Annotated in this window: 18 protein-coding genes, 1 other RNA gene and 2 pseudogenes; 13 read left to right on the top strand and 8 right to left on the bottom strand. The window is 65.4% G+C overall.

Going from position 1 to position 24,326, the window contains the following annotated elements; genetic code table 11:
- Nucleotides 1-18 precede the first annotated feature (18 nt).
- Together P6U27_RS35575 and ffs are read right to left on the bottom strand one after the other, a co-directional pair.
- Nucleotides 19-1,839 carry a DNA polymerase III subunit gamma/tau gene (locus P6U27_RS35575; protein WP_407193472.1) on the bottom strand — a complete coding sequence of 607 codons (1,821 nt, stop codon included), beginning with the start codon at nucleotides 1,837-1,839 and terminating at the stop codon, nucleotides 19-21.
- A 92-nt stretch (nucleotides 1,840-1,931) separates the two neighbouring features.
- An RNA gene (gene ffs / locus P6U27_RS35580) (signal recognition particle sRNA small type) lies at nucleotides 1,932-2,028 on the bottom strand.
- A 183-nt stretch (nucleotides 2,029-2,211) separates the two neighbouring features.
- On the opposite strand from ffs, the gene P6U27_RS35585 reads away from it, so the two are divergent.
- The 9 genes from P6U27_RS35585 to P6U27_RS35625 all read left to right on the top strand — a co-directional run bounded on the left by P6U27_RS35585 (nucleotide 2,212) and on the right by P6U27_RS35625 (nucleotide 9,780).
- Nucleotides 2,212-3,057, top strand: a complete 846-nt coding sequence (locus tag P6U27_RS35585; protein ID WP_129146173.1) for a transporter substrate-binding domain-containing protein — start codon at nucleotides 2,212-2,214, stop codon at nucleotides 3,055-3,057.
- Between the two features lie 195 nt (nucleotides 3,058-3,252).
- Nucleotides 3,253-3,915 carry an amino acid ABC transporter permease gene (locus P6U27_RS35590; RefSeq protein WP_122406018.1) on the top strand — a complete coding sequence of 221 codons (663 nt, stop codon included), beginning with the start codon at nucleotides 3,253-3,255 and terminating at the stop codon, nucleotides 3,913-3,915.
- Nucleotides 3,912-4,706, top strand: a complete 795-nt coding sequence (locus tag P6U27_RS35595; RefSeq protein ID WP_129146174.1) for an amino acid ABC transporter ATP-binding protein — start codon at nucleotides 3,912-3,914, stop codon at nucleotides 4,704-4,706. Before P6U27_RS35590 ends, P6U27_RS35595 begins: the two co-directional genes overlap by 4 nt.
- A complete protein-coding gene (locus P6U27_RS35600) occupies nucleotides 4,706-5,461 on the top strand; it encodes an SDR family NAD(P)-dependent oxidoreductase (RefSeq protein ID WP_129146175.1) in 756 nt (251 codons plus the stop codon). The genes P6U27_RS35595 and P6U27_RS35600 overlap by 1 nt, the downstream gene beginning before the upstream one ends.
- Nucleotides 5,458-6,585 carry a muconate cycloisomerase family protein gene (locus tag P6U27_RS35605; RefSeq protein WP_122406021.1) on the top strand — a complete coding sequence of 376 codons (1,128 nt, stop codon included), beginning with the start codon at nucleotides 5,458-5,460 and terminating at the stop codon, nucleotides 6,583-6,585. The genes P6U27_RS35600 and P6U27_RS35605 overlap by 4 nt, the downstream gene beginning before the upstream one ends.
- Nucleotides 6,586-6,873: 288 nt before the next feature.
- The gene (locus P6U27_RS35610) at nucleotides 6,874-7,293 is read left to right on the top strand and encodes an HIT domain-containing protein (RefSeq protein ID WP_162500491.1); all 420 of its coding nucleotides are present in this window, start codon (nucleotides 6,874-6,876) and stop codon (nucleotides 7,291-7,293) included.
- A gap of 11 nt (nucleotides 7,294-7,304) precedes the next feature.
- On the top strand, nucleotides 7,305-8,243 hold the full coding sequence (gene nudC / locus P6U27_RS35615; protein ID WP_129146176.1) for an NAD(+) diphosphatase: 939 nt from the start codon (nucleotides 7,305-7,307) through the stop codon (nucleotides 8,241-8,243).
- 6 nt (nucleotides 8,244-8,249) lie between these two features.
- Complete coding sequence (locus tag P6U27_RS35620; protein ID WP_122406024.1) at nucleotides 8,250-9,203, top strand: sugar kinase; 954 nt, start codon at nucleotides 8,250-8,252, stop codon at nucleotides 9,201-9,203.
- A gap of 67 nt (nucleotides 9,204-9,270) precedes the next feature.
- Entirely contained in the window at nucleotides 9,271-9,780 is a 510-nt protein-coding gene (locus P6U27_RS35625) for an Lrp/AsnC family transcriptional regulator (protein WP_122406025.1), read from the top strand.
- A gap of 163 nt (nucleotides 9,781-9,943) precedes the next feature.
- Here the strand turns inward: P6U27_RS35625 and P6U27_RS35630 are convergent, their stop codons facing one another.
- The 4 genes from P6U27_RS35630 to P6U27_RS35645 all read right to left on the bottom strand — a co-directional run bounded on the left by P6U27_RS35630 (nucleotide 9,944) and on the right by P6U27_RS35645 (nucleotide 16,186).
- A complete protein-coding gene (locus P6U27_RS35630) occupies nucleotides 9,944-11,443 on the bottom strand; it encodes a phosphomannomutase/phosphoglucomutase (protein WP_122406026.1) in 1,500 nt (499 codons plus the stop codon).
- Nucleotides 11,444-11,633: 190 nt separating this feature from the next.
- On the bottom strand, nucleotides 11,634-12,146 hold the full coding sequence (locus P6U27_RS35635; protein WP_164937256.1) for a TIGR02281 family clan AA aspartic protease: 513 nt from the start codon (nucleotides 12,144-12,146) through the stop codon (nucleotides 11,634-11,636).
- 119 nt (nucleotides 12,147-12,265) lie between these two features.
- Nucleotides 12,266-14,740, bottom strand: a complete 2,475-nt coding sequence (gene hrpB, locus P6U27_RS35640) for an ATP-dependent helicase HrpB (protein WP_164937257.1) — start codon at nucleotides 14,738-14,740, stop codon at nucleotides 12,266-12,268.
- Nucleotides 14,741-14,869: 129 nt separating this feature from the next.
- On the bottom strand, nucleotides 14,870-16,186 hold the full coding sequence (locus P6U27_RS35645; protein WP_122406028.1) for a UDP-glucose/GDP-mannose dehydrogenase family protein: 1,317 nt from the start codon (nucleotides 16,184-16,186) through the stop codon (nucleotides 14,870-14,872).
- A 193-nt stretch (nucleotides 16,187-16,379) separates the two neighbouring features.
- Here P6U27_RS35645 and P6U27_RS35650 point away from each other — a divergent pair.
- From P6U27_RS35650 to P6U27_RS35660, 3 genes and pseudogenes are all read left to right on the top strand, one after another.
- A pseudogene (locus P6U27_RS35650) lies at nucleotides 16,380-17,438 on the top strand (acyltransferase family protein); the annotation flags it as partial.
- A gap of 201 nt (nucleotides 17,439-17,639) precedes the next feature.
- The gene (polA, locus tag P6U27_RS35655; RefSeq protein WP_129146179.1) at nucleotides 17,640-20,732 is read left to right on the top strand and encodes a DNA polymerase I; all 3,093 of its coding nucleotides are present in this window, start codon (nucleotides 17,640-17,642) and stop codon (nucleotides 20,730-20,732) included.
- Nucleotides 20,733-20,953: 221 nt separating this feature from the next.
- Nucleotides 20,954-21,589, top strand: a complete 636-nt coding sequence (locus P6U27_RS35660; protein ID WP_122406030.1) for a LysE family translocator — start codon at nucleotides 20,954-20,956, stop codon at nucleotides 21,587-21,589.
- Between the two features lie 29 nt (nucleotides 21,590-21,618).
- Here P6U27_RS35660 and P6U27_RS35665 read toward each other — a convergent pair.
- Together P6U27_RS35665 and P6U27_RS35670 are read right to left on the bottom strand one after the other, a co-directional pair.
- A pseudogene (locus P6U27_RS35665) lies at nucleotides 21,619-22,700 on the bottom strand (ISAs1 family transposase).
- 116 nt (nucleotides 22,701-22,816) lie between these two features.
- Complete coding sequence (locus P6U27_RS35670) at nucleotides 22,817-23,443, bottom strand: glutathione S-transferase family protein (RefSeq protein ID WP_129146441.1); 627 nt, start codon at nucleotides 23,441-23,443, stop codon at nucleotides 22,817-22,819.
- A 171-nt stretch (nucleotides 23,444-23,614) separates the two neighbouring features.
- Here P6U27_RS35670 and pyrE point away from each other — a divergent pair, with 171 nt between their 5' ends.
- On the top strand, nucleotides 23,615-24,178 hold the full coding sequence (gene pyrE / locus P6U27_RS35675; RefSeq protein WP_028176382.1) for an orotate phosphoribosyltransferase: 564 nt from the start codon (nucleotides 23,615-23,617) through the stop codon (nucleotides 24,176-24,178).
- The last annotated feature ends 148 nt before the right edge of the window (nucleotides 24,179-24,326 follow it).

Consider the following 24,326-nt stretch of genomic DNA (forward strand, 5'->3'; position numbering starts at 1 on the left):
TGTCCTTGAAAGATTGGCTCAGAGATCGTCGCCGTCGGAACCGACGAGCGGATCGTCACTGCCATAGTCCGCGTTAATATTGGATTCCGGCGTCTCGGGGGCAAGCCTCCGGACCTCGACGACCTTGGCGCCGGGGAAACGCGACAGCACCTCCTGCACACGCGGATCGGCTTCCGCGGTACGGGCATGCTCCTGCTTCGCGGCCTGGTTCACCGAGCGCAGCGTCGGCTGGCCCTGCTCGTTGGAAACGATCACGGTCCAGCGCCGGCCGGTCCAAAGCTCGAATTTTTTCGCGAGCTCCGAGATCATGGTCTTGGAGGCGTTGGGCTCGAGCGCGACTTCCAGCCGCCCCTCCTCGAAACGGACGAGGCGCATGTCGCCCTCGAGTGCGCCCTTGGTGAGGAGGTCGCGCTTCTGGCCCGCCAGCGCGACGAGCTGGGTGAAGCTGGTGATGCGCAGCTGCGGCGCTGCACCTTGCGGATCCGGCGCCGGCGCCGCCATCTGCGGCCGGGCAGCGCCGCCGCCGAACGAGGACGGCGAGGATGTCGGCATGCGCACGGGGGCCGCGGACGCAACCGGCGCGGAAGGCGCGCTGCGCGCCGCACTGCCGCCGCTCACGACCTGAGAGCCGCCGCCGTTCTGCTCCAGCATCCTGATCGCTTCGTCGGGCGTCGGCAGGTCGGCCACATAGGCGATGCGCACCAGAACCATTTCCGCCGCCGCAGCGGGGCGCGTTGCGGCCTGGACCTCGGCGATGCCCTTGAGCAGCATCTGCCACATCCGCGACAGCACGCGCATGGAAACCTTGGATGCGAAGTCCCGCGCGCGAACCCGCTCGGTCTCGCCATAGGCGACATTGTCGGCCGTCGCCGGCACGATCTTCACACGGGTGACGAAATTGACGAATTCGGCGAGGTCGGAGAGCACGACGATCGGGTCGGCGCCGACATCGTACTGGTCACGGAACTCCCTGAACGCGGCCGCGATGTCGCCGCGCACCAGCGAATCGAACAGGTCGATGACACGGGTGCGGTCGGCGAGGCCCAGCATCTGCCTGACCGCATCGGCCTTCACGGCGCCAGCCGCATGGGCGATCGCCTGATCCAGCAGCGATAGCGAATCGCGCACCGAGCCTTCGGCGGCGCGCGCGATGATGCCGAGCGCCTCGGGCTCGATCTCGACGCTCTCCCTGGCCGCAATGTTGGCAAGGTGCTTCATCAGCACGTCGGCCTCGACGCGGCGCAGGTCGAAGCGCTGGCAGCGCGACAGCACCGTGACCGGAACCTTGCGGATCTCGGTGGTCGCGAACACGAACTTGGCGTGCTCCGGCGGCTCCTCCAGCGTCTTCAGGAAGGCGTTGAACGCTGCCGTCGACAGCATGTGGACTTCGTCGATGATGTAGACCTTGTAGCGGGCGCTGGCGGGGGCATAGCGCACGCTGTCATTGATCTGGCGGACGTCGTCGACGCCGGTGTGCGAGGCGGCGTCCATCTCCAGCACGTCCATGTGCCGGCTTTCCATGATCGCCTGGCAATGCACACCCAACGTCGGCATGTGGATGGTCGGCCCCTGCACCGAACCATCCGACATCTCGTAGTTGAGCGCGCGGGCGAGGATGCGCGCGGTGGTGGTCTTGCCGACGCCGCGGACGCCGGTGAGAATCCAGGCCTGCGGGATGCGGCCGGTCTCGAACGCATTGGAGACGGTGCGGACCACGGCCTCCTGGCCGATCAGGTCGTCGAATGAAGAAGGGCGGTATTTGCGCGCCAGCACCCGGTAGGGCGCGTTGCCAGCCGGGCCGGCGCTATCAGGATTGGGAGGGGCGCCAGCGTCGGTCATCGGTCGATCCGCAATGAAATCTCTCTCGGCCGGCTTTTGCGGAAAGGAGCGCGCTGGCAGGGGACCCGCCGGCGCAATTCGCTCGGAAAAAGGTAGGAGACTGACGAGCGACCCGATCCGGACCTCGTTAGGGCTGCTTCCTTCCGGACCTGACCCGGTTGGCGAGTGGCTCGTCCACCGCCAATCTCCCGGTCCCTATTTGGGGCCAAAGGGATCGGAAAGCAAGCGGGTATCGGGTCGAACGGCGTGAGTTTGCCCAGCCTCCGGGCAATTCCCGGCCTGCCCAGCTGATAGGCTGTGCTTTCGCCGCCGGGACCACCTTGCTAAGAACGCTGCCGGAACTCCATCCAACCAGAAGAGCGATTGATCCCAATGGTTACACGTCGTGATGTTGCATCGATTGTCGGGCTTGGTGCGGTGACCGCCGCCGCGCTGGCTGCGCCGGCCGTGGCCCAGACCGCTGATCCGAACGAATCGACCTTCGCCCGCATCCGCCGGACCAAGAAGATGCGGATCGGCGCGGTCGGCGGCGGCGCGCCGTATTACATGAAGGACCTCGCGTCCGGCCAGTGGAAGGGCTTTTACATCGATATCGCCAAGGGCCTCGCCGACGATATGGAGGCCGAGCTCGAGATCACCGAGACCACCTGGGGCAATTCGGTGCTCGACCTGCAGGCCAACAAGATTGACATCTTCTTCGGCCTCAACCCGACCCCGAAACGCGCGCTCGTGGTCGACTTCTCGGTGCCGGTGTTCAACAACGCCTTCGCCATCCTCTGCAAGAAAGACTTCAAGCCGAAGAGCTGGGCCGAATTGAACTCGCCCGACATCAGGATCGCGGTCGACCAGGGCTCCTCGCACGACCAGGTCGTCAGCCGCCTGACGCCGAAGGCGCAGATCACGCGGCTGAAAACCGCGGACGATGCCACCGCCGCGCTGCAGACCGGCCGCGTCGACGCGCAGTGCCTGATCACCATGCTGTCGCTCACCGTGCTGAAGAAGAACCCCTCGCTCGGCCAGCTCGTGCTGCCGACGCCGATCTTCGCGACGACGTCGAATGCCGGCTTCCGCCGCGAGACTGACAAGACCTGGCGCGACTACGTCAACACCTGGATCGACTTCAACAAGGGCCTCGGCTTCATCCGCAACGCGATCATCACCAACATGGAGCTGGTGGGTGTGACGGAGGCGGACATTCCGCCGGGCGTGTCGCTGTAGCGCATGATTGGGCGCCGCTGCATCGGTAATCTCGCTGCGCCCCCTCTCCCGCCTACGTCGCTTGCGGGAGAGGGTTGGGGAGAGGGTGGCTCAGCTGGCAAGACTCCCCCAGAGGAAAGAACCCTCACCCGTGCCGCATCTGCGATGCGGCACGACCTCTCCCGCAAGCGGGAGAGGTGAAGCAAGAAAGCACGCATGTATCAGTGGGACTTCGGCATCCTCTGGAGCTATCGCTGGCTCTTTCTCAACGGGCTCGGCGTCACCGTCGGCTTTACCGTGGTCATCGTCGTTTGCGGGCTGCTATTCGGCCTGCTCGGCGCATTCGGCAGCCTGTCGCGCCTTCGGGTGCTGCGCCTTGCCGCGCTCGCCTTCATCGAGGCGTTCCGCTGCACGCCGATCCTGGTACAGCTGATATGGTTCTATTACGCGCTGCCGATCCTCGCCGGCGTCGAGATGACGCCGATCACGGCCTCGGCGCTGGCGCTGTCGCTGTATGGCGGCTCGTTCTATTCCGAGATCATTCGCGGCGGCATCGTCTCGATCGACCGCGGCCAGTCGGAGGCAGGCGCCGCGCTCGGCATGACGCCGAGCCAGACCATGCGGCGCATCGTGCTGCCGCAGGCGATCAAGCGCATGATCCCCGCGCTGATGAACCAGTCGATCATTCAGTTCAAGAACACTTCGCTGGTGTCGGTGCTGGCGGTGCCCGACCTCGTCTATCAGAGCCAGGTCGCGGCGCATGACAGCTACCGGCCGCTGGAAACCTACACTGCGGTTGCGGTCGCCTATGCGGCGATCCTGATTCCGCTGACCATCATCGTCCGGCGCGGCGAGAAGCGACTGGCGGTGAGCGAATGAGCGAGACGCCGAAAATCGAGATCCGGTCCTTGCGCAAGAGCTTCGGCAGCAACGAGGTTCTCAAGAACATCAATCTCGATGTCGCCAAGGGCGGTGTCGTCGCGCTGATCGGGCCGTCGGGCTCCGGCAAGTCGACACTGCTCCGCTGCATCAATCTCCTGGTCGTGCCCGACGGCGGCAGCGTCCGCGTCGGCGACACCCGATTTTCATTCGGTGATGGCACAAAACTCCCCGATGTGAAGACGCTCGCAAAGTTCCGCGCGACCACCGGCATGGTGTTCCAGCACTTCAACCTGTTCCCGCACATGACGACGCTGCAGAACGTGATGGAGGGACCGGTCACTGTGCGACGCATGGCCAGGGCGGACGCGGAGACGCTCGCGCGTGCACAGCTTGCAAAGGTGGGCCTGGCCGAGAAGGCCGACCAATATCCGGCGACACTCTCCGGCGGCCAGAAGCAGCGCGTTGCGATCGCGCGCGCGCTCGCGATGGAGCCTGACGTGATGCTGTTCGACGAGGCCACCTCGGCGCTCGACCCTGAATTGGTCGGCGAGGTCTTGAGCGTGATGCAGCGACTGGCGTCCGAGGGCATGACGATGGTCATCGTGACCCACGAGATCGCGTTTGCCCGCGAGGTCGCTGACCGCCTGATCTTCATGCGCGACGGAATCGTGATCGAGGAAGGCCCGGCGCGGCAGGTGATCGACAATCCGCAGGAGGCCGCGACACGCGCCTTCCTCGGCCATTTCCACCGCACCGGCGCCTTGCCGCCGGCAAATGCAGCATCGTGATGTCCGATATTGAACGCGTCTATCTCGTCACCGGCGCTGCCAGCGGCATCGGCCGCGCCACCGCAAAGCTGCTCGCAGCGCCCGGCATCGGGCTCGTGCTGCACACGCGATCGAACGAGGACGGACTCAAGGCTACCGCGGCGGCGGCGCAAGCCTGCGGTGCGGCCGTTGCAACATGCCTCGGTGATCTCGCCAATGAAGTCGCCCTGACGCGGGCATGCGCGACTGCGCATCTCGATTTCGGCCGGCTCGACGGATTGATCCTGATTGGAGGCCACGCCCGCCGCGGCAGCGCGATCGGCACGCCGGCCGATCAGTTCATGCAGGCGATGGACGAATCCGCTCTCGCCTTCACGCGTTTCGTGAAGCTTGCGATTCCGCAACTCCGTGCTGGGCGCGATGCGCGGATCGTCGCCGTGTCTTCCTTCGTTGCGCACGCGATCCGCCCCGAATTCGCGCCCTTTGCCGCGACCGCCGCGAGCCGCTCCGCGCTGGAAGCGCTGGTGCGGCTGACCGCGGTCGAGCTCGCTAGCGACGGCATCACCGTCAATGCGGTGGCGCCGGGCCTCATCGTCAAGGACAAGCCGAGCGAGAGCCGGCTGTCGCCCGAGCAGATCGCGGCGACCGAGGCGCTGATCCCGATGCGCCGGCGCGGGCGGCCAGAGGAGGTCGCCGAGATCATCGCCTTCCTGGCATCCCCGAAAGCATCCTACGTCACCGGCCAGGTCTGGCACGTCAATGGAGGCCTGACATGACCGAAGCGAGCATCGAACGTCTCAGGCTGTTCCTGATCGAGAGCCCGATCAAGATGGCGCGCCTGCAGGGCGTCGGCAACGTCAAGGGCACGGTGAAGCGCGTCTTGATCGAGCTGACGTCGAGCGACGGCGTGGTTGGCTGGGGCGAGGCGGCGCCGTGGGAGGTGTTCACGGGAACGCCGGAAGCTGCGTTCTCCGCGCTCGATATCTATCTACGCCCCATCGTGCTCGGCAAGCCGGTGCGCCGGATCCGCGCGCTGATGGCGGAGCTCGACCGCGCACTGGTCGGACATGCCGAAGCAAAAGTCGGCATCGAGATGGCGCTGCTCGACATCGTCGGCAAGTCGTCGGGACTCTCCGTTGCCGATCTCCTCGGCGGCCGCGTGCGTGACACCATTCCCCTCTCCTTCTCGATCGCTGATCCGGATTTCGTCGCCGACCTCGAGCGCATGCGAAAGATGGTTCCGGACGGCAATGTCATCTACAAGGTCAAGACCGGCGTGAAGCCGCATCGCGAGGATCTCGCGCATCTCGAAGCGATCCGGAAGGAGTTCGGCGACAAGGTCGATCTGCGCGTCGACTACAATCAGGCGTTGGCGCCGTTCGGCGCCATCAAGACCCTGCGCGATGTCGAGGAGTTCGCGCCGACCTTCATCGAGCAGCCGGTGCCGCGCAAATTTCTCGACGTGATGGCGCAGCTCACCGCGGCACTGGAGACGCCCGTGCTCGCCGACGAGAGCTGCTTCGACCGCCGCGACATGATGGAGGTGGTGCGCCGCGAGGCGGCCGACGCGGTCTCGATCAAGCTGATGAAGGCCGGCGGCCTGTTCGAGGCCCAGGCGATCATGGCGATCGCCGACATCGCGGGCCTGCCCGGCTATGGCGGCACGCTGTGGGAGGGCGGCATTGGGCTCGCCGCCGGCACGCAGCTGATTGCGGCAACGCCGGGCATCTCGCTCGGCTGCGAATTCTACATGCCGCATCACGTGCTGACCGACGACGTGCTGGAGGAGCGCGTCGCGAATCGCAACGGCCATGTCGTGGTGCCGGATGGACCGGGTCTCGGCATCCGCGTCAGCGAAGCCTCGATTCGCGCCAATGCGCGGGTGCTGGCGGAGGTGTAGTTCGCCGCTCGCGCTACAATCTCCGCCATCGTCCCGGGCAAGCGCCAGCGCAGACCCGGAACCCATAGCCACAGAATCGAATTTGGCGAAGGCTCGGAGCTGGCAGCGCGCATAACAACCACTCCCTGTGGTTATGGGCTCCGGATCTGCGCGCGCCTGAGGCGCGCTTGTCCGGGGCGACGACCGAGTATGCGGCTAGAGCGGAGCCCGGATCCTTCCCCTATCGGAATCGCTATCGTATGGTCGGACCCGATAAGCCCGATCCCATCGGGCCATCCGGAAACGCATATGCCCGAACCCGCCTGGTCGCTGCACTCCCGCCTGAAAGAGGACACCATCGACATCGGCGATCTGCCGCTGTCGAAGGTGCTGGTCATCAAGGACGCGCATTATCCATGGCTGCTGCTGGTGCCGCGGCGCGCCGACGCGGTCGAGATCATCGATCTCGACGAGGTGCAGCAGGCGCAGCTGATGACGGAGATCTCCCGCGTCTCGCGCGCGCTGAAGGAGATCACCAAATGCGACAAGCTCAACATCGCCGCGCTCGGCAATCTCGTGCCACAGCTGCACGTCCACATCATCGCGCGGCGGACCAGTGACGCGGCCTGGCCGCGACCGGTATGGGGCGTGATGCCGCCGCTGGCCCACGACGCCGCCGAGGTTCAGAATTTCATCAGCGCGCTTCGCCGCAAGATCTGGTTGGGTTGAAAGAACAAGAAATGTCAGCATTCGACGCGTTTCCGCTGGGGCAGCCGGCCTTCGTCACCAACATTCTCGACCGCGCCGCGCATCTGCGCCGCGATGACGAGAAGCTGTTCGCGCTGGAACAGAAGCCATCCTCGCGCGCCTATGTGGTCTATCGCGACTCGCTGCTGGTGAAGCGCGAGGGCGACAAGGTGCGCGCACTGCTCTCGATCGACGAGGCGCTGAAATGCGGCGCCAATCCCGGCACGATCTTTTTGGGCCTGCGCGACGCCGCGGCCGTGTTCGGCATGGGCCTGTCGCAGGCCGCCGCCGAGAAGCTGATCGGCCGCGAGGACTACACCGTGACCGAGCTGCGCGGCATGGCGATGCAAGGCGCGCTTCCGCCGCAGGAGCTGTCGGCGATCGCGATGGCGAAATCGATGGTGAGCTGGCATCAGCGCCACGGCTATTGTGCCAATTGCGGCACGCGTACCGCGATGAAGGAAGGCGGCTGGAAACGCGACTGCCCGGCCTGCAAGGCCGAGCATTTTCCGCGCACCGACCCGGTCGTGATCATGCTGGTCGCCTCCGGCGACAAATGCCTGCTCGGCCGCCAGAAGCATTTTCCGCCCGGCATGTATTCCTGCCTCGCCGGCTTCGTCGAGGCCGCCGAGACGATCGAGGACGCGGTACGTCGCGAGATCCTGGAAGAGTCCGGCATTCGCTGCACCGACGTGCAGTATTACATGACGCAGCCCTGGCCGTATCCGTCGTCGCTGATGATCGGCTGCAGCGCGCGGGCGCTGAACGAGGACGTCGTGGTCGACCGCATGGAGCTGGAGGACGCGCGCTGGTTCACGCGCGAGGAGGCGGCGAAGATGCTGACGCGGACGCATCCGGACGGGCTCGCCGGTCCGCATCCCTTCGCCATCGCCCATCATTTGCTCGGCCGCTGGGTACACGACAAGAGCTGACCGGCGATGTCGCTATCCGGGAGCGCGCCGCGCGTCGTCTGCATCGGCATTCCCGTGCGCGATCTCACCTTTCGCGTCGAGGCCGTGCCGGCGCGCGGCAGCAAGGCGAACGCCACGCATCTCGCGGAGATCTGCGGCGGCAATGCCCTCAACGCCGCCATCGCGATGGCACGACTTGGCGGCCGCGTCGCCTTTGCAGGTCCCATGGGCGATGCGCGGGAGACGTCGAGCGACTTCATTCTCGCGCAGATGGCGCAGGAGGGGATCGACACCACGCACATCGTGCGCATGCCGGGCCTGGCGACGCCGGTCTCCGCGATCATGATCGAGCCCTCGGGAGAGCGCACGCTCACGATCTATCGCGATCCCGGCCTGTGGCGCGTGAAGCTGCCCGACGCTGACGAGCTGCTGGGCGATTGCCGGGCGGTGCTGATCGAGAGTCGCTGCGGCACCTTCAGCATCGATCTCTGCACCGAGGCACAGCGGCGCGGCATTCCCATCATCGTTGGCGTCGACCGCGCGATGTCGTTGCAGGACGAGCTGCTCGCCGCCGCATCGCACCTGCTGTTCGCCAGCGAACAGGTGCAGGAGACGGCCGGCATCACCGGCGACGGCGAGGCGTTGAAGCGCCTCTCCGCCCTGACGCCGGCCTTCCTCGCCGCCACCCGCGGCCCGCATGGCACGATCTGGCTGGACGAGGCGGGCGCCCTTGAGGAGACTCCGGCCTTCCCGGTCCAGGCCGTCGATACGCTGGGCGCCGGCGACGTCTTCCATGGCGCATTCGCGCTTTGCCTCGCCGAGGGTAAGGGAGTGCGGGAAGCGCTGCGATTCGCCGCGGCCGCCGCAGCGCTGAAATGCACCCGCCATGGCGGCGGCCTCGCCGCCCCACAACGCCTTGAAGTTGAAGAGTTTTTACGTGAGCACCCCTGGAGCAATTCCACTGCCACGCGCAGATTATAGGCTTGCCGTGGAAGGATTTTCTCTATATCACGGGAATCTGCCCCTGAAATGGAACAAAGTTCTTCAAATGACTGATGTCGCCGTCCAGATCCCCGAGACCAGCCGCCGCCTCGATGCCATCGACCGCAAGATTCTGATGGTCCTCCAGGAAGATGCGTCCCTCTCCGTCGCCGAGATCGGCGACCGCGTTGGCCTGTCCTCGACCCCCTGCTGGAAGCGAATCCAGCGGCTGGAAGCCGACGGGGTCATCCTGAAGCGGGTCGCCCTCGTCGATCAGAACAAGATCGGGCTCGGCATCTCCGTGTTCGTGTCGGTCGAAAGCTCCGACCATTCCGACGCGTGGTTGAAGCGGTTCGCCGAAGCCGTCAGCGCCATGCCCGAGGTGATGGAGTTCTACCGCATGGCCGGCGACGTCGATTACATGCTGCGCGTCGTGGTCGCGGACATGCAGGCCTATGACGTGTTCTACAAGAAGCTGATCAGCGCCGTGCCGCTGAAGAACGTCACCTCGCGCTTCGCGATGGAGAAGATCAAGTCGGTCACCGCGCTGCCGATCCCGGCAGTGGTGGCGGCGTAGGTCGCACCACACAGACGCTGTCATCGCCCGGCGAAGACCGGGCGATCCACTATCCCAGAGACGGTCGTTGTTGAAGCGAGAGGCCGCGGCGTACTCGATGCCCCGATCAAGCCGGGGCATGACAGCGGAGAGAGAAGCGTGGATCGCTCCCCTCGAGCCCACCTCAGATCTTCTGATTGTACTCGCCGACTTCCGGATGCGTGCGCAGCACGCTGTTCACCATCTCGAACATGTCGTGCATGCGCTGCTCCGAGACCGGGCTCTCGACCACGACGACGAGCTCGGGCTTGTTGGAGGAGGCGCGCACCAGGCCCCAGCTGCCGTCCTCGACGGTGACGCGCACGCCGTTGACGGTGACGAGATCCCGGATCGCCTGGCCGCCGATCTTCGCACCCTCGGCCTGCAAGCCCTCGAAGTGCTTCACCACCTTGTCGATGACGCCGTATTTGACCTCGTCGGCGCAGTGCGGCGACATGGTCGGCGACGACCAGGTCTTCGGCAGCGCGTTCTTCAGGTCGGCCATCGACTTGCCGGGCGCGCGGTCGAGCATGTCGCAGATCGCGATCGCCGACACGAGGCCGTCGTCATAGCCGCGGCCGAACGGCTTGTTGAAGAAGAAGTGGCCGGACTTCTCGAAGCCCGCGAGCGCGCCCATCTCGTTGGTGCGGCGCTTCATGTAGGAGTGGCCGGTCTTCCAATAGGCGGTCCTGGCGCCCTGCTTCTGCAGCACGGGATCGGTGACGAACAGGCCGGTCGACTTCACGTCGACGACGAACTGGGCCTCCTTGTGGATCGCCGACATGTCGCGCGCCAGCATCACGCCGACCTTGTCGGCAAAGATCTCCTCGCCGGTATTGTCGACGACGCCGCAGCGGTCGCCGTCACCGTCGAAGCCGAGGCCGACATCGGCCTGGTGATGCAGCACCGCATCGCGGATCGCGTGCAGCATCTCCATGTCTTCCGGATTCGGATTGTATTTCGGGAAGGTGTGGTCGAGCTCGGTGTCGAGCGGAATCACCTCGCAGCCGATCGCCTCCAGCACCTGCGGCGCGAAGGCGCCGGCGGTGCCGTTGCCGCAGGCGGCGACGACCTTGAGCTTGCGCTTAAGCTTCGGGCGATTGGTGAGGTCGGCGATGTAGCGCGCCGGATAGTTCTCGTGGAATTGATAGGACCCGCCCGCCTTGTTCTTGAACTCGGCGTTGAGCACGATCTCCTTCAGCCGCGTCATCTCGTCGGGGCCGAAGGTCAGCGGGCGATTGGCGCCCATCTTCACGCCGGTCCAGCCATTGTCGTTGTGCGAGGCGGTCACCATGGCGACGCAGGGCACGTCGAGATCGAACTGCGCGAAATAGGCCATCGGCGTCACCGCAAGGCCGATGTCGTGCACCTTGCATCCCGCCGCCATCAGGCCGGTGATCAGTGCATATTTGATCGAGGCCGAATAGCCGCGAAAATCATGGCCGGTGACGATCTCCTGCCTGACACCGAGCTCGGCGATCAGCGCGCCCAAGCCCATGCCGAGCGCCTGCACACCCATCAGGTTGATTTCCTTCTGGAACAACCAGCGCGCGTCGTATTCGCGAAAGCCCGTCGGCTTCACCATCGGCTCGGATTCGAAGGCGTAGGTGTTGGGCAACAATACGGATTTCGGCTTCGGGAACATTGAGACGGTCTCGTAAGAAGGGGGCAGGATTTGCTGCAGCCTTAGCGAATGCAAGGCCGCAACGAAAGACGGGAATGAAGGCTTATGGCCGATAATTGCGGCAGTTTGGTAACGAAGCAACGTTACCGCGAGGGCAGGCAGAGCAGGAAATCTTTCTGAAATGAGCCGCCCTGATCGCAACAGACTCTGCCTATTGCTCCAGCACCATCTGGCCGTTGGCGTATTCGAAGCGCTTGAGGCGAGACAGGAAGGAGAGGCCGAGCAGGTTCTCCGACAGCGCCTCGTCCGGCAGCACCATGGCATCGACGTCGCGCACGATGAGGCCGCCGACCTCGAGCATCGCAATGCGGGTGCGCGCGGCCTTGATGGTGCCGTTGGCGGTGGAGACGGTGGCGCTGTACTCGCTGCGCGAGGGACGCAGACCAAAGCGGGCCGCCGAAGTCTCATTCAGCGCAACCACGGAGGCGCCGGTATCGATCATGAAGCCGATGCGCTGGCCGTCGATCCGGCCCTCGGTCTGGAAGTGTCCGCGCGCGTCGCGGGAAATGGCGAGGCTGCGGCCTCCAGCTGGCGCGGTCGCCGCAACCGCGACCGTGGTGCGCGGCACCGAGGTTGCTGAGGCGGAGCTCATCTTGTCCGCCATCTGGGCCATGAAGGTGCCGAGGCCGATCATGACGGCCGCGATGATCATAATGTTACGCATCACACCACTTCCGAGCCGGAAAGCTCGATTTCACCACGCCGCACGTCTGCCCGCGAGCGAAGGCACGCCGGGGCTCCTGTCATTTTGACGAAAAGGATGAGCGGAGGGTTAATACGATTTCACGTCCCGCGCGGCTTCGCCCGCCTTGTCGGCACTGCGCTCGCGGGATCGTCGGGCCAGGGGTGGCGCGGATAGCGGCCGCGCAGATCGGAGCGGACGGCGGCGTAGCTGCCGCGCCAGAAGCCGGGCAGATCGCGCGTCACCTGGACCGGGCGCTGCGCCGGCGACAGCAATTCCAGCACCAGCGGCACCTTGCCGGCGGCGATCGACGGATGGGTGTTGAGGCCGAACAATTCCTGGAGCCGCACCGCGATGGTCGGCCCCTGCTCGGCCTCGTAGTCGATCGCAAGCATGCTTCCGGTCGGCGCTTCGAAATGCGTCGGCGCCTCGCGGTCGAGCCGCGCGCGCATCTCCCATGGCAAGAGCGCCATCAGCGCGTCGGAGAGATCGCCCGCGGAGATATCCTTGAGTGCGACCTTGTCGTAGAGCGCCGGCACCAGCCAATCCTCACGTCGCGCGATCAACCCGCCGTCGGACAGATCGGGCCAGCTATCGCCCTCGGCCTTGCGCAGGAACATCACACGGTCACGCCACTGCCTGGCGGCCTTCGACCAGGGCAGCCGGTCGAGACCGGCGGCGATCAATCCATCGGCGAGAATGCGCGCGGTTTCCTCGGAAGGCGACAGTGCGAGGGTGGCTTCGGACAGCGTCATCGCGTGCAGCACGCGCTTGCGCCGCGCGCGTAGCGCCATTGCGCCGCGGTCGAAGGAGATCTCATCGGCGGTCTCGATATGCTCGGCGAAATGCCGCTCGATCTCGTCCTGGGTGATTTGCGCCGCGAGCAGGATGCGTCCGCTCGCCGCCGTCCCCGTCATCTCGCCGATCGCGATGTAGGGCGCGCGGGCGAGCGAGGAGGTCTGCTCGACGGCAGCGCCACGGCCGTTGGCCAGCACGAAGCTGCCGTTGCCGCGGTTGCGCGCGACGCGATCCGGGAATGCATAAGCGAGCATGAGGCCGGTCGAGAGATCCTCCTGCTGCGCCACCTTCTCCGACGCCGCGACCTGCGAGGCCCAGCGGCGCGCCAGATCGCGCGCGCTCGCAGCGCGCGGCGAGCGGTCACGGCGGAACTGGTCGCGGCGGTGCTCGAGATCGACGCTGTCGCCGCCAAGGCCGCGCTCGGTGATGATGGCGGCGATCTCGGCGGCAGCCTCGCCGCTGCCTACACGGTGCGAATCCACGATCATGCGCGCCAGCCGAGGCGGCAGCGCCAGCGAACGCAGGCTCTTGCCTTCCGCGGTAATGCGGCCGTCGCCGTCGAGTGCGTTGAGCTCGGTCAGCAGGCTCTTTGCTTCCTTCCAGGCCGGCTGCGGCGGCGGATCGAGGAACGCCAGGGCCGCAGGATCGCTGACGCCCCATTGCGCGAGATCGAGCACGAGCGAGGACAGGTCCGCGCTGAGGATTTCCGGCTGCGTGTAAGGCGCCAGCGAGGCGGTCTGCGGCTCGTCCCAGAGCCGGTAGCAGACACCGGGTTCGGTGCGGCCGGCGCGGCCGCGGCGCTGGTCCACCGCCGCGCGCGAGGCGCGCACGGTCTCGAGCCGCGTCAGGCCGATATCGGGCTCATAGCGCGGCACGCGAGCAAGACCGCAATCGACCACGATGCGCACGCCTTCGATGGTGAGCGAGGTCTCCGCGATCGAGGTCGCCAGCACCACTTTGCGTGTGCCCTTCGGCGCCGGCGCGATGGCGCGGTCCTGCACGGCGGCATCGAGCGCGCCGAATAGCGGCACGATCTCGATGCTAGCATCCTGCACGCGCTCGCCGAGAAAGGTCTGGGTGCGGCGGATCTCGGCGGCACCCGGCAGGAACGCCAGCACCGAGCCGCTATCGGCCCGGAGCGCGGAGGCGATCGCATCCGCCATCTGGCGCTCGATCGGCGCGTCCGCCTTGCGGCCGAGATAGCGCGTCTCGACCGGAAAGGCGCGTCCCTCGCTCTCGACGACGGGGGCATCTCCCAGCAGCTTGGCGACCCGCGCACCGTCGAGCGTTGCCGACATCACGAGGATGCGCAAGTCTTCGCGCAGGCCGGTTTGCGCATCACGCGCCAGTGCGAGGCCAAGATCGGCATCGAGCGAGCGCTCGTGGAATTCGTCGAACAGGACGGCGGCGACGCCGGAGAGTTCGGGGTCGTCGAGGATCTGGCGCGTGAAGATGCCCTCGGTCACCACCTCGATGCGCGTGGCGCGCGAGATCTTCGAGCCGAAGCGGACGCGATAGCCGACGGTCTCGCCAGCGCGCTCGCCGAGCGATTTGGCCATGCGATCGGCGCTGGCGCGCGCGGCGATGCGGCGCGGCTCCAGCACGATGATCTTCTTGTCCTTGGCCCAGGGCGCATCGAGCAAGGCTAGCGGCACGCGTGTGGTCTTGCCGGCGCCAGGCGGCGCCACCAGCACGGCGGCGTTATTGGCCTCCAGCGTGCACGACAAATCGTCGAGCACGGCATCGATCGGGAGGGGCGTGTCGAAGCTGCGGGGCAAGGAAGCATCCGGTCGTCATGCCCGGCCTTGTGCCGGACATCCACGTTCTTTCAGGCGAGAGTGAACAAGACGTGGATGGCCGGGACAAGCCCGGCCGTGACGGTTTCGTTCAACAAGGATGTGCAGCGATCAGCCCTGCACCGACGGCCGGCCGACGCTCTCATAAGTGAAGCCGGCGGCCTGCATGTCTTCGGGGCGGTAGATGTTGCGGAGGTCGACGACGACCGGCTGCGCCATGGTTGCTTTCAACCGGTCGAGATCGAGCGCGCGGAACTGCACCCATTCGGTCACGATGACGAGCGCGTCGGCGCCTTGCGCGCAGGAATAAGCGTCCTCGCAATAGGTGATATCGGGCAGCTCGCCCTTGGCCTGCTCCATGCCGACGGGATCGAACGCCTTCACCTTCGCACCCATGTCGATCAAGCCCGTTACCAGCGGGATCGACGGCGCGTCGCGCATGTCGTCGGTATCGGGCTTGAAGGTGAGGCCGAGCACGGCGATGGTCTTGCCGCGCAAGCCTCCGCCGAGCGCCTGGCTCACTTTCCGCGCCATCGCGCGCTTGCGATTCTCGTTCACGGCCAGCACCGATTCGACGATGCGCAAGGAGACGTCGTAATCCTGCGCGATCTTGATCAAGGCTTTGGTGTCCTTCGGGAAGCACGAGCCGCCGAAGCCGGGGCCGGCATGCAGGAACTTGGTGCCGATGCGGTTGTCGAGACCGATGCCGCGCGCGACCTCCTGGACGTTGGCGCCGGCCTTCTCGGAGAGATCGGCGATCTCGTTGATGAAGGTGATCTTGGTCGCCAGGAACGCGTTGGCGGCGTATTTGATCATCTCGGCGGTGCGGCGCGCGGTGAACATCAGCGGCGCCTGGTTCAGCGACAGTGGGCGATAGATGTCGCCCATCACCTTGCGGCCGCGCTCGTCGGAGGTGCCGACCACGATGCGGTCGGGGAACTTGAAATCGCGGATCGCCGCGCCCTCGCGCAGGAATTCGGGATTGGAGGCGACAACCACATCGGCCGCAGGGTTGGCTTCGCGGATGATGCGCTCGACCTCGTCGCCGGTGCCGACCGGCACGGTCGATTTCGTCACCACCACGGTAAAGCCGGTCAGCGATTGCGCGATCTCACGGGCGGCGGCGTAGACGTAGGAGAGGTCAGCGTGCCCATCGCCACGGCGTGAGGGCGTACCGACCGCGATGAACACGGCATCGGCATCGGCAACCGGCTTGGAAAGGTCGGTGGTGAAATCCAGCCGCTTGGCTTTGACATTGTTCGCCACCAGTTCGTCGAGCCCCGGCTCGTAGATCGGGATCTCGCCGCGATGGAGCGCGGCGATCTTCCTCTCGTCCTTGTCGACGCAGGTAACGTCGTGGCCGAAATCTGCAAAGCAGGCACCGGACACCAGTCCCACATAGCCCGTGCCGATCATCGCAATCCGCATGAAAAATCCTGTTCCAGCTTGGTTAACGGAAGCCCAATTCGAGGCGGTTTAGCATTTTCTCGAGGTCATGGAACAGTCCGCATGCAAAAACCGGCCCGCGATTTGAACCGGTAAAGAAGTCGGAAACCACTGGGCTCCAAACTGCCCCACGCCCACACAGGGACGGGCGGAACGCGCCTCGAAAAGGGACATCATGGCACGATCGGGCACAATCGCGGCGGCCGGGCTTTCCAAGGCGCCTTCGGCCCCGCGCGTCGACTGGGTCGACTATGCCAAGGGCATCTGCATCGTCATGGTCGTGATGATGCATTCGGTGCTGGGGGTCGAGCTCGCCGCCGGGCAGACCGGTTTCATGCATGTCGCCGTGGCCTTTGCAAAGCCGTTCCGGATGCCGGATTTCTTCCTGATCTCGGGCTTGTTCCTGTCTCTGGTGATTGATCGGGATTGGCGAACCTATCTCGACCGCAAGGTGGTGCATTTCGCCTATTTTTATGTCGTCTGGGTGACAATCCAGTTCGGCTTCAAGGCGCCGGCCTTTGCCGCGGAGACCGGCTGGCGCGCGGTCGGCCTGCTGTACCTCGAATCCTTCATCGAGCCGTTCGGCACGCTATGGTTCATCTATCTGTTGCCGATCTTCTTCGTCGTCACGAAACTGACACGCAAAGTCCCGCCGCTCGCGATCTGGCTCGTTGCCGCGGCGCTGGAGACCGCACGGATCACCACCGGCTGGACCGTCATCGACGAGTTCTGCGCGCGCTTCGTCTATTTCTATTCAGGTTATCTGTTCGCACCCTACGTGTTCGCCCTGTCGGATCGCGCGCGGACTCGTCCCGTGCTTGCGCTCGCGGCGCTCGCGACCTGGGGGCTGGTCAATGCCGGCCTGGTCGCATGGGGCGCCAGCGAATGGATGCTCGTCTCGCTCGTGCTCGGCTTTGCCGGCGCCTGCGCCATCATCACCACGGGCACGCTGCTTGCGCGGGTGCAGTGGCTCAACTTCCTCCGCTTCTGCGGCGAGCATTCGATCGTGATCTATCTCGCCTTCTTCCTGCCGATGGCGGCGACACGAACGCTGCTGCTGCGCACCGGCGTCATTGCCGACATCGGTACGGTGTCGCTGGTGGTCACCATCGCCGGCGTGCTCGGAGCGCTGGCGATGTGGCAGGTGGCGCTGCGCCTCAACGCGCGCTTCCTGTTCGAGCGGCCGGATGTATTCTGGATCGCGCCGAGGAAGGCGGGAGCGATGTTGCAGGCGGGCACGCTGTCGTCGCCCGGCTTGACCGCGCGACCCAGTATTCCAGAGGCAGCTGTTATCGACCGATAGGCCGCGGCGTACTGGATTCCCCGCCTTCGCTGGGAATGACAGCGGAGCATGGGGGAACGACAGTGGGGATAGCGCCCCAAAAATCCGCCTCCCAAGGCTGTCAAAGCCCGCAAAAATTCATACATTGCGGCCATGCCCAAAACAGCCCCGAAGACCACTGCCAAAGCTGACACCAAGGCCGCGCCCAAAGCTGCGGCCGACACCAAACCCGCTGCTGCCAAGACTGCTGCCAACACTGCTGCCAAACCGGTCGCGGCCAAGGCGGCCGGCAAGGGCGACCACGTCTTCCTGGTCGACGGTTCCTCCTACATCTTCCGCGCCTATCACGCGCTGCCGCCGCTGAACCGCAAGTCCGACGGTCTCCAGGTCAATGCCGTGCTCGGCTTCTGCAACATGCTGTGGAAGCTCCTGCGCGAGATGCCGGAAGACAACCGGCCGACGCATCTTGCCATCGTCTTCGACAAGTCGGAGATCACCTTCCGCAATAAGATCTATCCGGATTACAAGGCGCACCGGCCGCCCGCGCCTGACGATCTGATCCCGCAATTCGCGCTGATCCGCGAGGCCGTGCGCGCCTTCGACCTGCCGTGCCTGGAGCAGGTCGGCTTCGAGGCCGACGATCTCATTGCGACCTATGTGCGACAGGCCTGCGAGCGCGGCGCCAGCGCCACCATCGTGTCGTCCGACAAGGATCTGATGCAGCTCGTCACCGATTGCGTCACCATGTACGACACCATGAAGGACCGCCGCATCGGCATCCCCGAGGTGATCGAAAAGTTCGGCGTGCCGCCGAACAAGGTGGTCGAGGTGCAGGCTCTTGCCGGCGATTCCACCGACAATGTGCCCGGCGTGCCCGGCATCGGCGTCAAGACCGCGGCGCAGCTGATCATCGAGTATGGCGACCTCGACCAATTGTTGTTCCGCGCCGGCGAGATCAAGCAGCCCAAGCGGCGCGAGGCGCTGCTCGAGAACGCAGAGAAGGCACGCATCTCGCGGCAGCTCGTGCTGCTCGACGACAAAGTCGATCTCGATGTGCCGCTGGACGATCTCGCCGTCCACGAGCCCGACGCGCGCAAGCTGATCGCGTTCCTGAAGGCGATGGAGTTCACGACGCTGACGCGACGTGTCGCCGAATATTCGCAGATCGATCCTGCCAACGTCGATGCCGATCCCGGCTACGCAAAGGGCGCGAGCGTATTCTCGCCGCTGCCGCCCTCGGACGTCGTGCCCCTGCCGGGGAGCGGCACGCCGGCGCAGACCGCGCCGGTCGAGCGCAACAAGTCGGCGGGGAAGGAGGACAAGGCTGCGAGCCCGAAGGGTGCGCCGATCTCGCTCGCCGCCGCGCGCGAAGAGGCGCTGCGCAAGCTTCCGGTCGATCGCGGCAAATACCAGACCATCAAGACGCTGAAGGAGCTCGACGCCTTCATCGCGCGCATCCACGATGCCGGCCATGTCGCGATCGAGACGAGAGCCAACTCGATTGATCCGATGCAGGCCGATCTTTGCGGCATCGCGCTGGCACTGGCGCCGAACGAGGCCTGCTACGTGCCGCTGGCGCACAAGCAGTCCGTCGGCGGCGCCGGCCTGTTCGATGCCGGCCTCGCGCCGGACCAGGTCAAGCATGACGACGCGCTGCAAGCGCTGCGGCCGGTGCTGGAATCAGCCGGCATTCTCAAGATCGGCTTCGACGTCAAGTTCACCGCAGTGATGCTGGCGCAGCACGGCATCACCCTGCGCAACATCGACGATGCGCTGTTGATTTCCTACGTGCTCGATGCCGGCCGCGGCTCGCATGCGCTGGAATCGCTGTCCGAGCGCTGGTTCGGCCATGCCATGCTGAAGGAAAACGAGCTGCTCGGCAGCGGCAAGGGCAAGATCACCTTCGACCAGGTGCCGATCGACAAGGCCGCACCACTGTCGGCGGAAGCCGCCGACGTCGCCCTGCGCGTCTGGGGCGTGCTGAAGCCGCGCCTCGTCGCCGAGCACATGAGCGCGGTCTACGAGACCCTGGAACGGCCGCTGGTATCGGTGCTCGCACGCATGGAGCGGCGCGGCATCTCGATCGACCGCCAGGTCTTGTCGCGCCTCTCCGGCGACTTCGCCCAGACCGCGGCGCGGGTCGAGGCCGAGATCCAGGAGATCGCAGGCGAGCCGGTCAATGTCGGCAGCCCCAAGCAGATCGGTGACATCCTGTTCGGCAAGATGGGACTGCCCGGCGGCACCAAGACCAAGACCGGCGCGTGGTCGACCACCGCCCAGGTGCTCGATGAACTCGCTGAGCAGGGCCACGACTTCCCGAAGAAGATTTTGGAGTGGCGCCAGGTCTCCAAGCTGAAATCGACCTACACCGACGCGCTGCCGACCTATGTCAATCCGCAGACGCATCGCGTGCACACGACCTACGCGCTGGCCGCGACCACGACGGGACGATTGTCGTCGAACGAGCCGAATCTACAGAACATTCCGGTGCGCACCGAGGATGGCCGCAAGATCCGCCGCGCCTTCGTCGCGACGCCCGGACACAAGCTGGTGTCCGCCGACTATTCGCAGATCGAGCTGCGCCTGCTCGCCGAGATCGCCGACATTCCCGTGCTGAAACAGGCGTTTCGCGATGGGCTCGACATTCACGCGATGACGGCCTCAGAGATGTTCGGCGTGCCGATCAAGGGCATGCCGAGCGAGATCCGCCGCCGCGCCAAGGCGATCAATTTCGGCATCATCTACGGCATCTCCGCCTTCGGCCTTGCCAACCAGCTCGGCATCGCGCGCGAGGAGGCGTCCGCTTACATCAAGAAATATTTCGAGCGCTTCCCGGGCATCCGCGCCTACATGGACGAGACGCGCGATTTCTGCCGGAGCCACGGCTACGTCACCACGCTGTTCGGCCGCAAGTGCCACTACCCCGACATCAAGGCCTCGAACGCCTCGGTGCGCGCCTTCAACGAGCGCGCCGCGATCAACGCCCGGCTCCAGGGCACCGCCGCCGACATCATCCGCCGCGCCATGACGCGCGTCGAGGATGCACTCGCCGAGAAGCAGCTCTCCGCGCAGATGCTGCTCCAGGTGCATGACGAACTGATCTTCGAGGTGCCCGACGACGAGGTCGAGGCGACGCTCCCCGTCGTGCAGAAGGTCATGCAGGACGCGCCGTTCCCGGCCGTGCTGCTGTCAGTGCCGCTGCATGTCGATGCACGCGCGGCGAACAACTGGGACGAGGCGCATTGATTGCTGCTTTCGCCGGATGCTGCGCAACGCGCCGCCCTTCCGGCGTGGTGCGCTGCTGATCCGGGGGCCACGCCGCACCAGCTGGGGCGCCGCTCTCGGCGCAAACTTTCACGCTGCGCCGCGTCCGGGACACGGAATCTGAATTGTCCTCCGAGCAATTGCGCGATGGCCCGGCAAGGCCTCGCATATTAGAACCGTGCCATCTCCCGCACTGGTTCACCATGCCCCACACCTCCGCCCTGCTCGGCTTTGCCCTCGTCTGCCTCGGCCTCGTGCTCACGCCGGGACCGAACATGATCTATTTGATCTCGCGCTCGATCACGCAAGGGCCCGCGGCCGGTATCGTCTCGCTCGGCGGCGTCGCGCTCGGCTTCGTGTTCTACATGCTGTGCGCGGCGTTCGGCATCACGGCGCTGCTGCTCGCCATTCCCTTCGCCTATGACGCGCTGCGCTTTGCCGGTGCCGGATACCTGCTGTGGCTCGCCTGGCAGGCGGTGAAGCCGGGCGGGCGTTCGCCGTTCCAGGTGAGGAAGCTCGCGATCGACAGCCCGCGCAAATTGTTCGCGATGGGATTCGTCACCAACCTGCTCAATCCGAAAATCGCGATGCTGTATCTGGCATTGCTGCCGCAGTTCATCGATCCCGCCTCCGGCAGCGTGCTGACGCAATCGGTGGTGCTGGGCGCGATCCAGATCGCGATCAGCGTCAGCGTCAATGCGATGATCGCGCTCGCGGCCGGATCGATCGCGCTGTTCCTGGCGAACCGGCCGAGCTGGATGCTGGTGCAGCGCTGGCTGATGGGAACGGTGCTGGCCGGGCTCGCGGTGCGGATGGCGGTGGAAGCGAAGAAGGTGTGAGCTCTCTTACCCTCCCCTCCAGGGTAGGGCTATCGCATATGGGCGAGGGCGGAGAGAAGGAAGTCATTATTCCATCTGGCTTGGAGCATTTTGTGGCTGATGCGGGCAGGACCGGGCGTTGCCTGCAGGGTATTGATGGCCAGCTTGCGGATGAGGGCGAGATTTTCGGCGGCGTGTTCTTTGCGGCTGCGGCAGGCATCTTCGTCGAACAGAACGTCGAGAACCCAGTGCAGGTTGTTCTCGATGCTCCAGTGGGCACGCACGACCTCGAGCAGCTTTTTGGCCGACAGCAGGCGCGAGGCGAGGAAGTATCGGACCGTATGCTTGGCGGTCTTGCCAGAGTTTGCGCGCCAGCTGTCGATGCGACCGACTGCGGCGATAGCGGGGAAGTCGTATTGCTTCGCCAACTGAGGAGCCGGCGCGACGATGGCCTGCCGGCGCTCGGCGCGACCGTGGGCAGTGGCTCTTCGTTGACTCGCTCGCGCGGGCTTTCGGGCTGTATCGACCAACGTCTTGGCGGCCTTGAAGAGCCGGCCACGGTTACTCTTGATGGCCAACACGTAGTGCCCCTTCCGGTCGCGGATGGCCTGCGCGGTGTCGGGCCGGCAATGCAAGGCATCGGCGGTGACAAGAGCCCCGTCCAGATCGAGCAGGGCGAGAACTTCGAGAGCCCCGGCAACCTCGTTGCGGTTGGGAGCCTTTCTCTGGGCCAGCGCCATGCGAGTGCCTGCGGCCCAGACATTGACCATATGCAGCGGCGTGGCCTGCCGGCCCCGCGTGTAGGCCCCGCGCAGCGCCTTGCCGTCGATGCTGACCACCCCTTGATGCCGAAGCTCTTGCTGAATTTGCGCAAAACCGCTTCCAGCCCCTTCGGATCCAGCGCACGGAAGACGTTGCTGAACGTATCGTGGCTCGGAATGCCGTGCCTGAGCTCCAGGAAGCGCCGCAACAGCTCCTCGCGGCCTTGGCCAAAGAACTCGAACTCGGTGCAGGTCTTGGCGCCAGCCAGCGTCGCCGCCAAGGCGATGACGAGGATCTCCACAAGATCATGTCGGGTGTTGCTGGCGCGCGGGTCCTTGAGCGGTCGAAACAGGCGCTTGAGCTTGCGCATTCAGGTCTCCCTCTGGAATCGAGAGACACCCAAAGAATCCAGTTCCAACCGCTTGGCAACACCCTGCCAGCACCATATGCGATTCCCCTACCCTCCAGGGGAGGGTAAGCGGCAGCTCAATCCAGCTTCGCGTCCATGCCGCGCTTCACTCCCGGCCGGGCCATCAGAGCGTCGTACCAGCGCTCGACGTTGGGGAAGTCGGCCAGATCAACCTTGTGGCGAGGATGACGCCAGGCCCAGCCCAGGATGGCAAAATCGGCAACCGAGAGATCGCCCGCGACGAAGTCGCGACCGGCCAGGCGGCGGTCCAGCACCCCATAGAGCCGGCGCGTCTCCGCCATGAAGCGCTTCAGGCCGTAGGCGCGATCCTGCTCATTCTCCAATGCGATGAAATGGTGCACCTGGCCCGGCATCGGGCCGAAGCCACCCATCTGCCACATCAGCCATTCGTAGACGGGGATCCGCTGGCTAAGCGATTTCGGCAGGAATTTTCCGGTCTTTTCGCCGAGATAAAGCAGGATGGCGCCGGATTCGAAGATGCTGACCGGCTTGCCGTCGGGCCCCTCGGGGTCGACGATCGCGGGGATCTTGTTGTTGGGAGAGAGCTTGAGGAACTCGGGCGCCATCTGCTCGCCCTTGGTGATGTTCACCGGGATCACCTTGTAGGGGAGCCCCATCTCCTCCAGCGCGACCGAGATCTTGCGGCCGTTCGGCGTGTTCCAGGTGTAGAGCTCGATCGTCATTCCCGTTTCCTTCCCCTAGAGGCTTGCCCTCAACTACTCCAAAAGGTTGCGCCCTCACAACCGGCGGACCGGGATGGCCGATCCCTGTTGACGGGAGACGCCCCCTCTGGAATGTCGCGGCCGTCGCGGATAAATTCCGCCTCCACCAAAAACGCTGTTCGAGGGACCGCCGTGTCGAAATCCGCCTCCCGCGCCCGCCTGTTCGAAATCATCCGCCGGCGCTCCTTCGGCCGCGGCGAGGTGACGCTCGCGTCGGGCCGCAAGAGCGATTTCTATTTCAACCTCAAGCCGACCATGCTCGACCCCGAGGGCGCGACGCTGCTGGCCGAGTTGACCTATGAGGCGCTGAAGGACGACCAGCTCGATTTCATCGGCGGGCTCGAGATGGGCGCGGTGCCGCTCGCCGGCGCGCTGGCGCAGATCTCCTGGATCAAGGGGCATCCGATCGCGGCGTTCTTCGTGCGCAAAAAGCCGAAGGAGCACGGCGCCAAGCTCGCCATCGAAGGCCTGCCCAAAGGTGAGACGCTGGCGGGCAAGCGCGTGGTGATCGTCGAGGACGTCACCACGACCGGCGGTTCGGCGATGAAGGCGGTGGAATCCGTGCGCGAGGCCGGCGCCAATGTGGTGCTGGTGCTGACCATGGTCGACCGCGAGGAAGGCGCCACCGACACGTTCGGTGCGGCCGGCCTGCCGTTCCGCTCGCTGTACAAGGCGTCGGAGTTCTTGAAGGCCTAGGTGACGAAATCTCCTCCGCCTTCTTGCCCGGGTGTAGCCCGGAAGCAACCATCCATCGGAAGCTGTGCTCGGCCTTAAAGAGGTCACCGCCTCGACTTGAAACCGCCTCTGCTCAACGGCTCATTTACCATCCCATTTTATGGTGAAT

The sequence above is a fragment of the Bradyrhizobium sp. STM 3566 genome (assembly GCF_045571445.1).
GTDB classification, from domain to species: Bacteria; Pseudomonadota; Alphaproteobacteria; order Rhizobiales; family Xanthobacteraceae; genus Bradyrhizobium; species Bradyrhizobium vignae.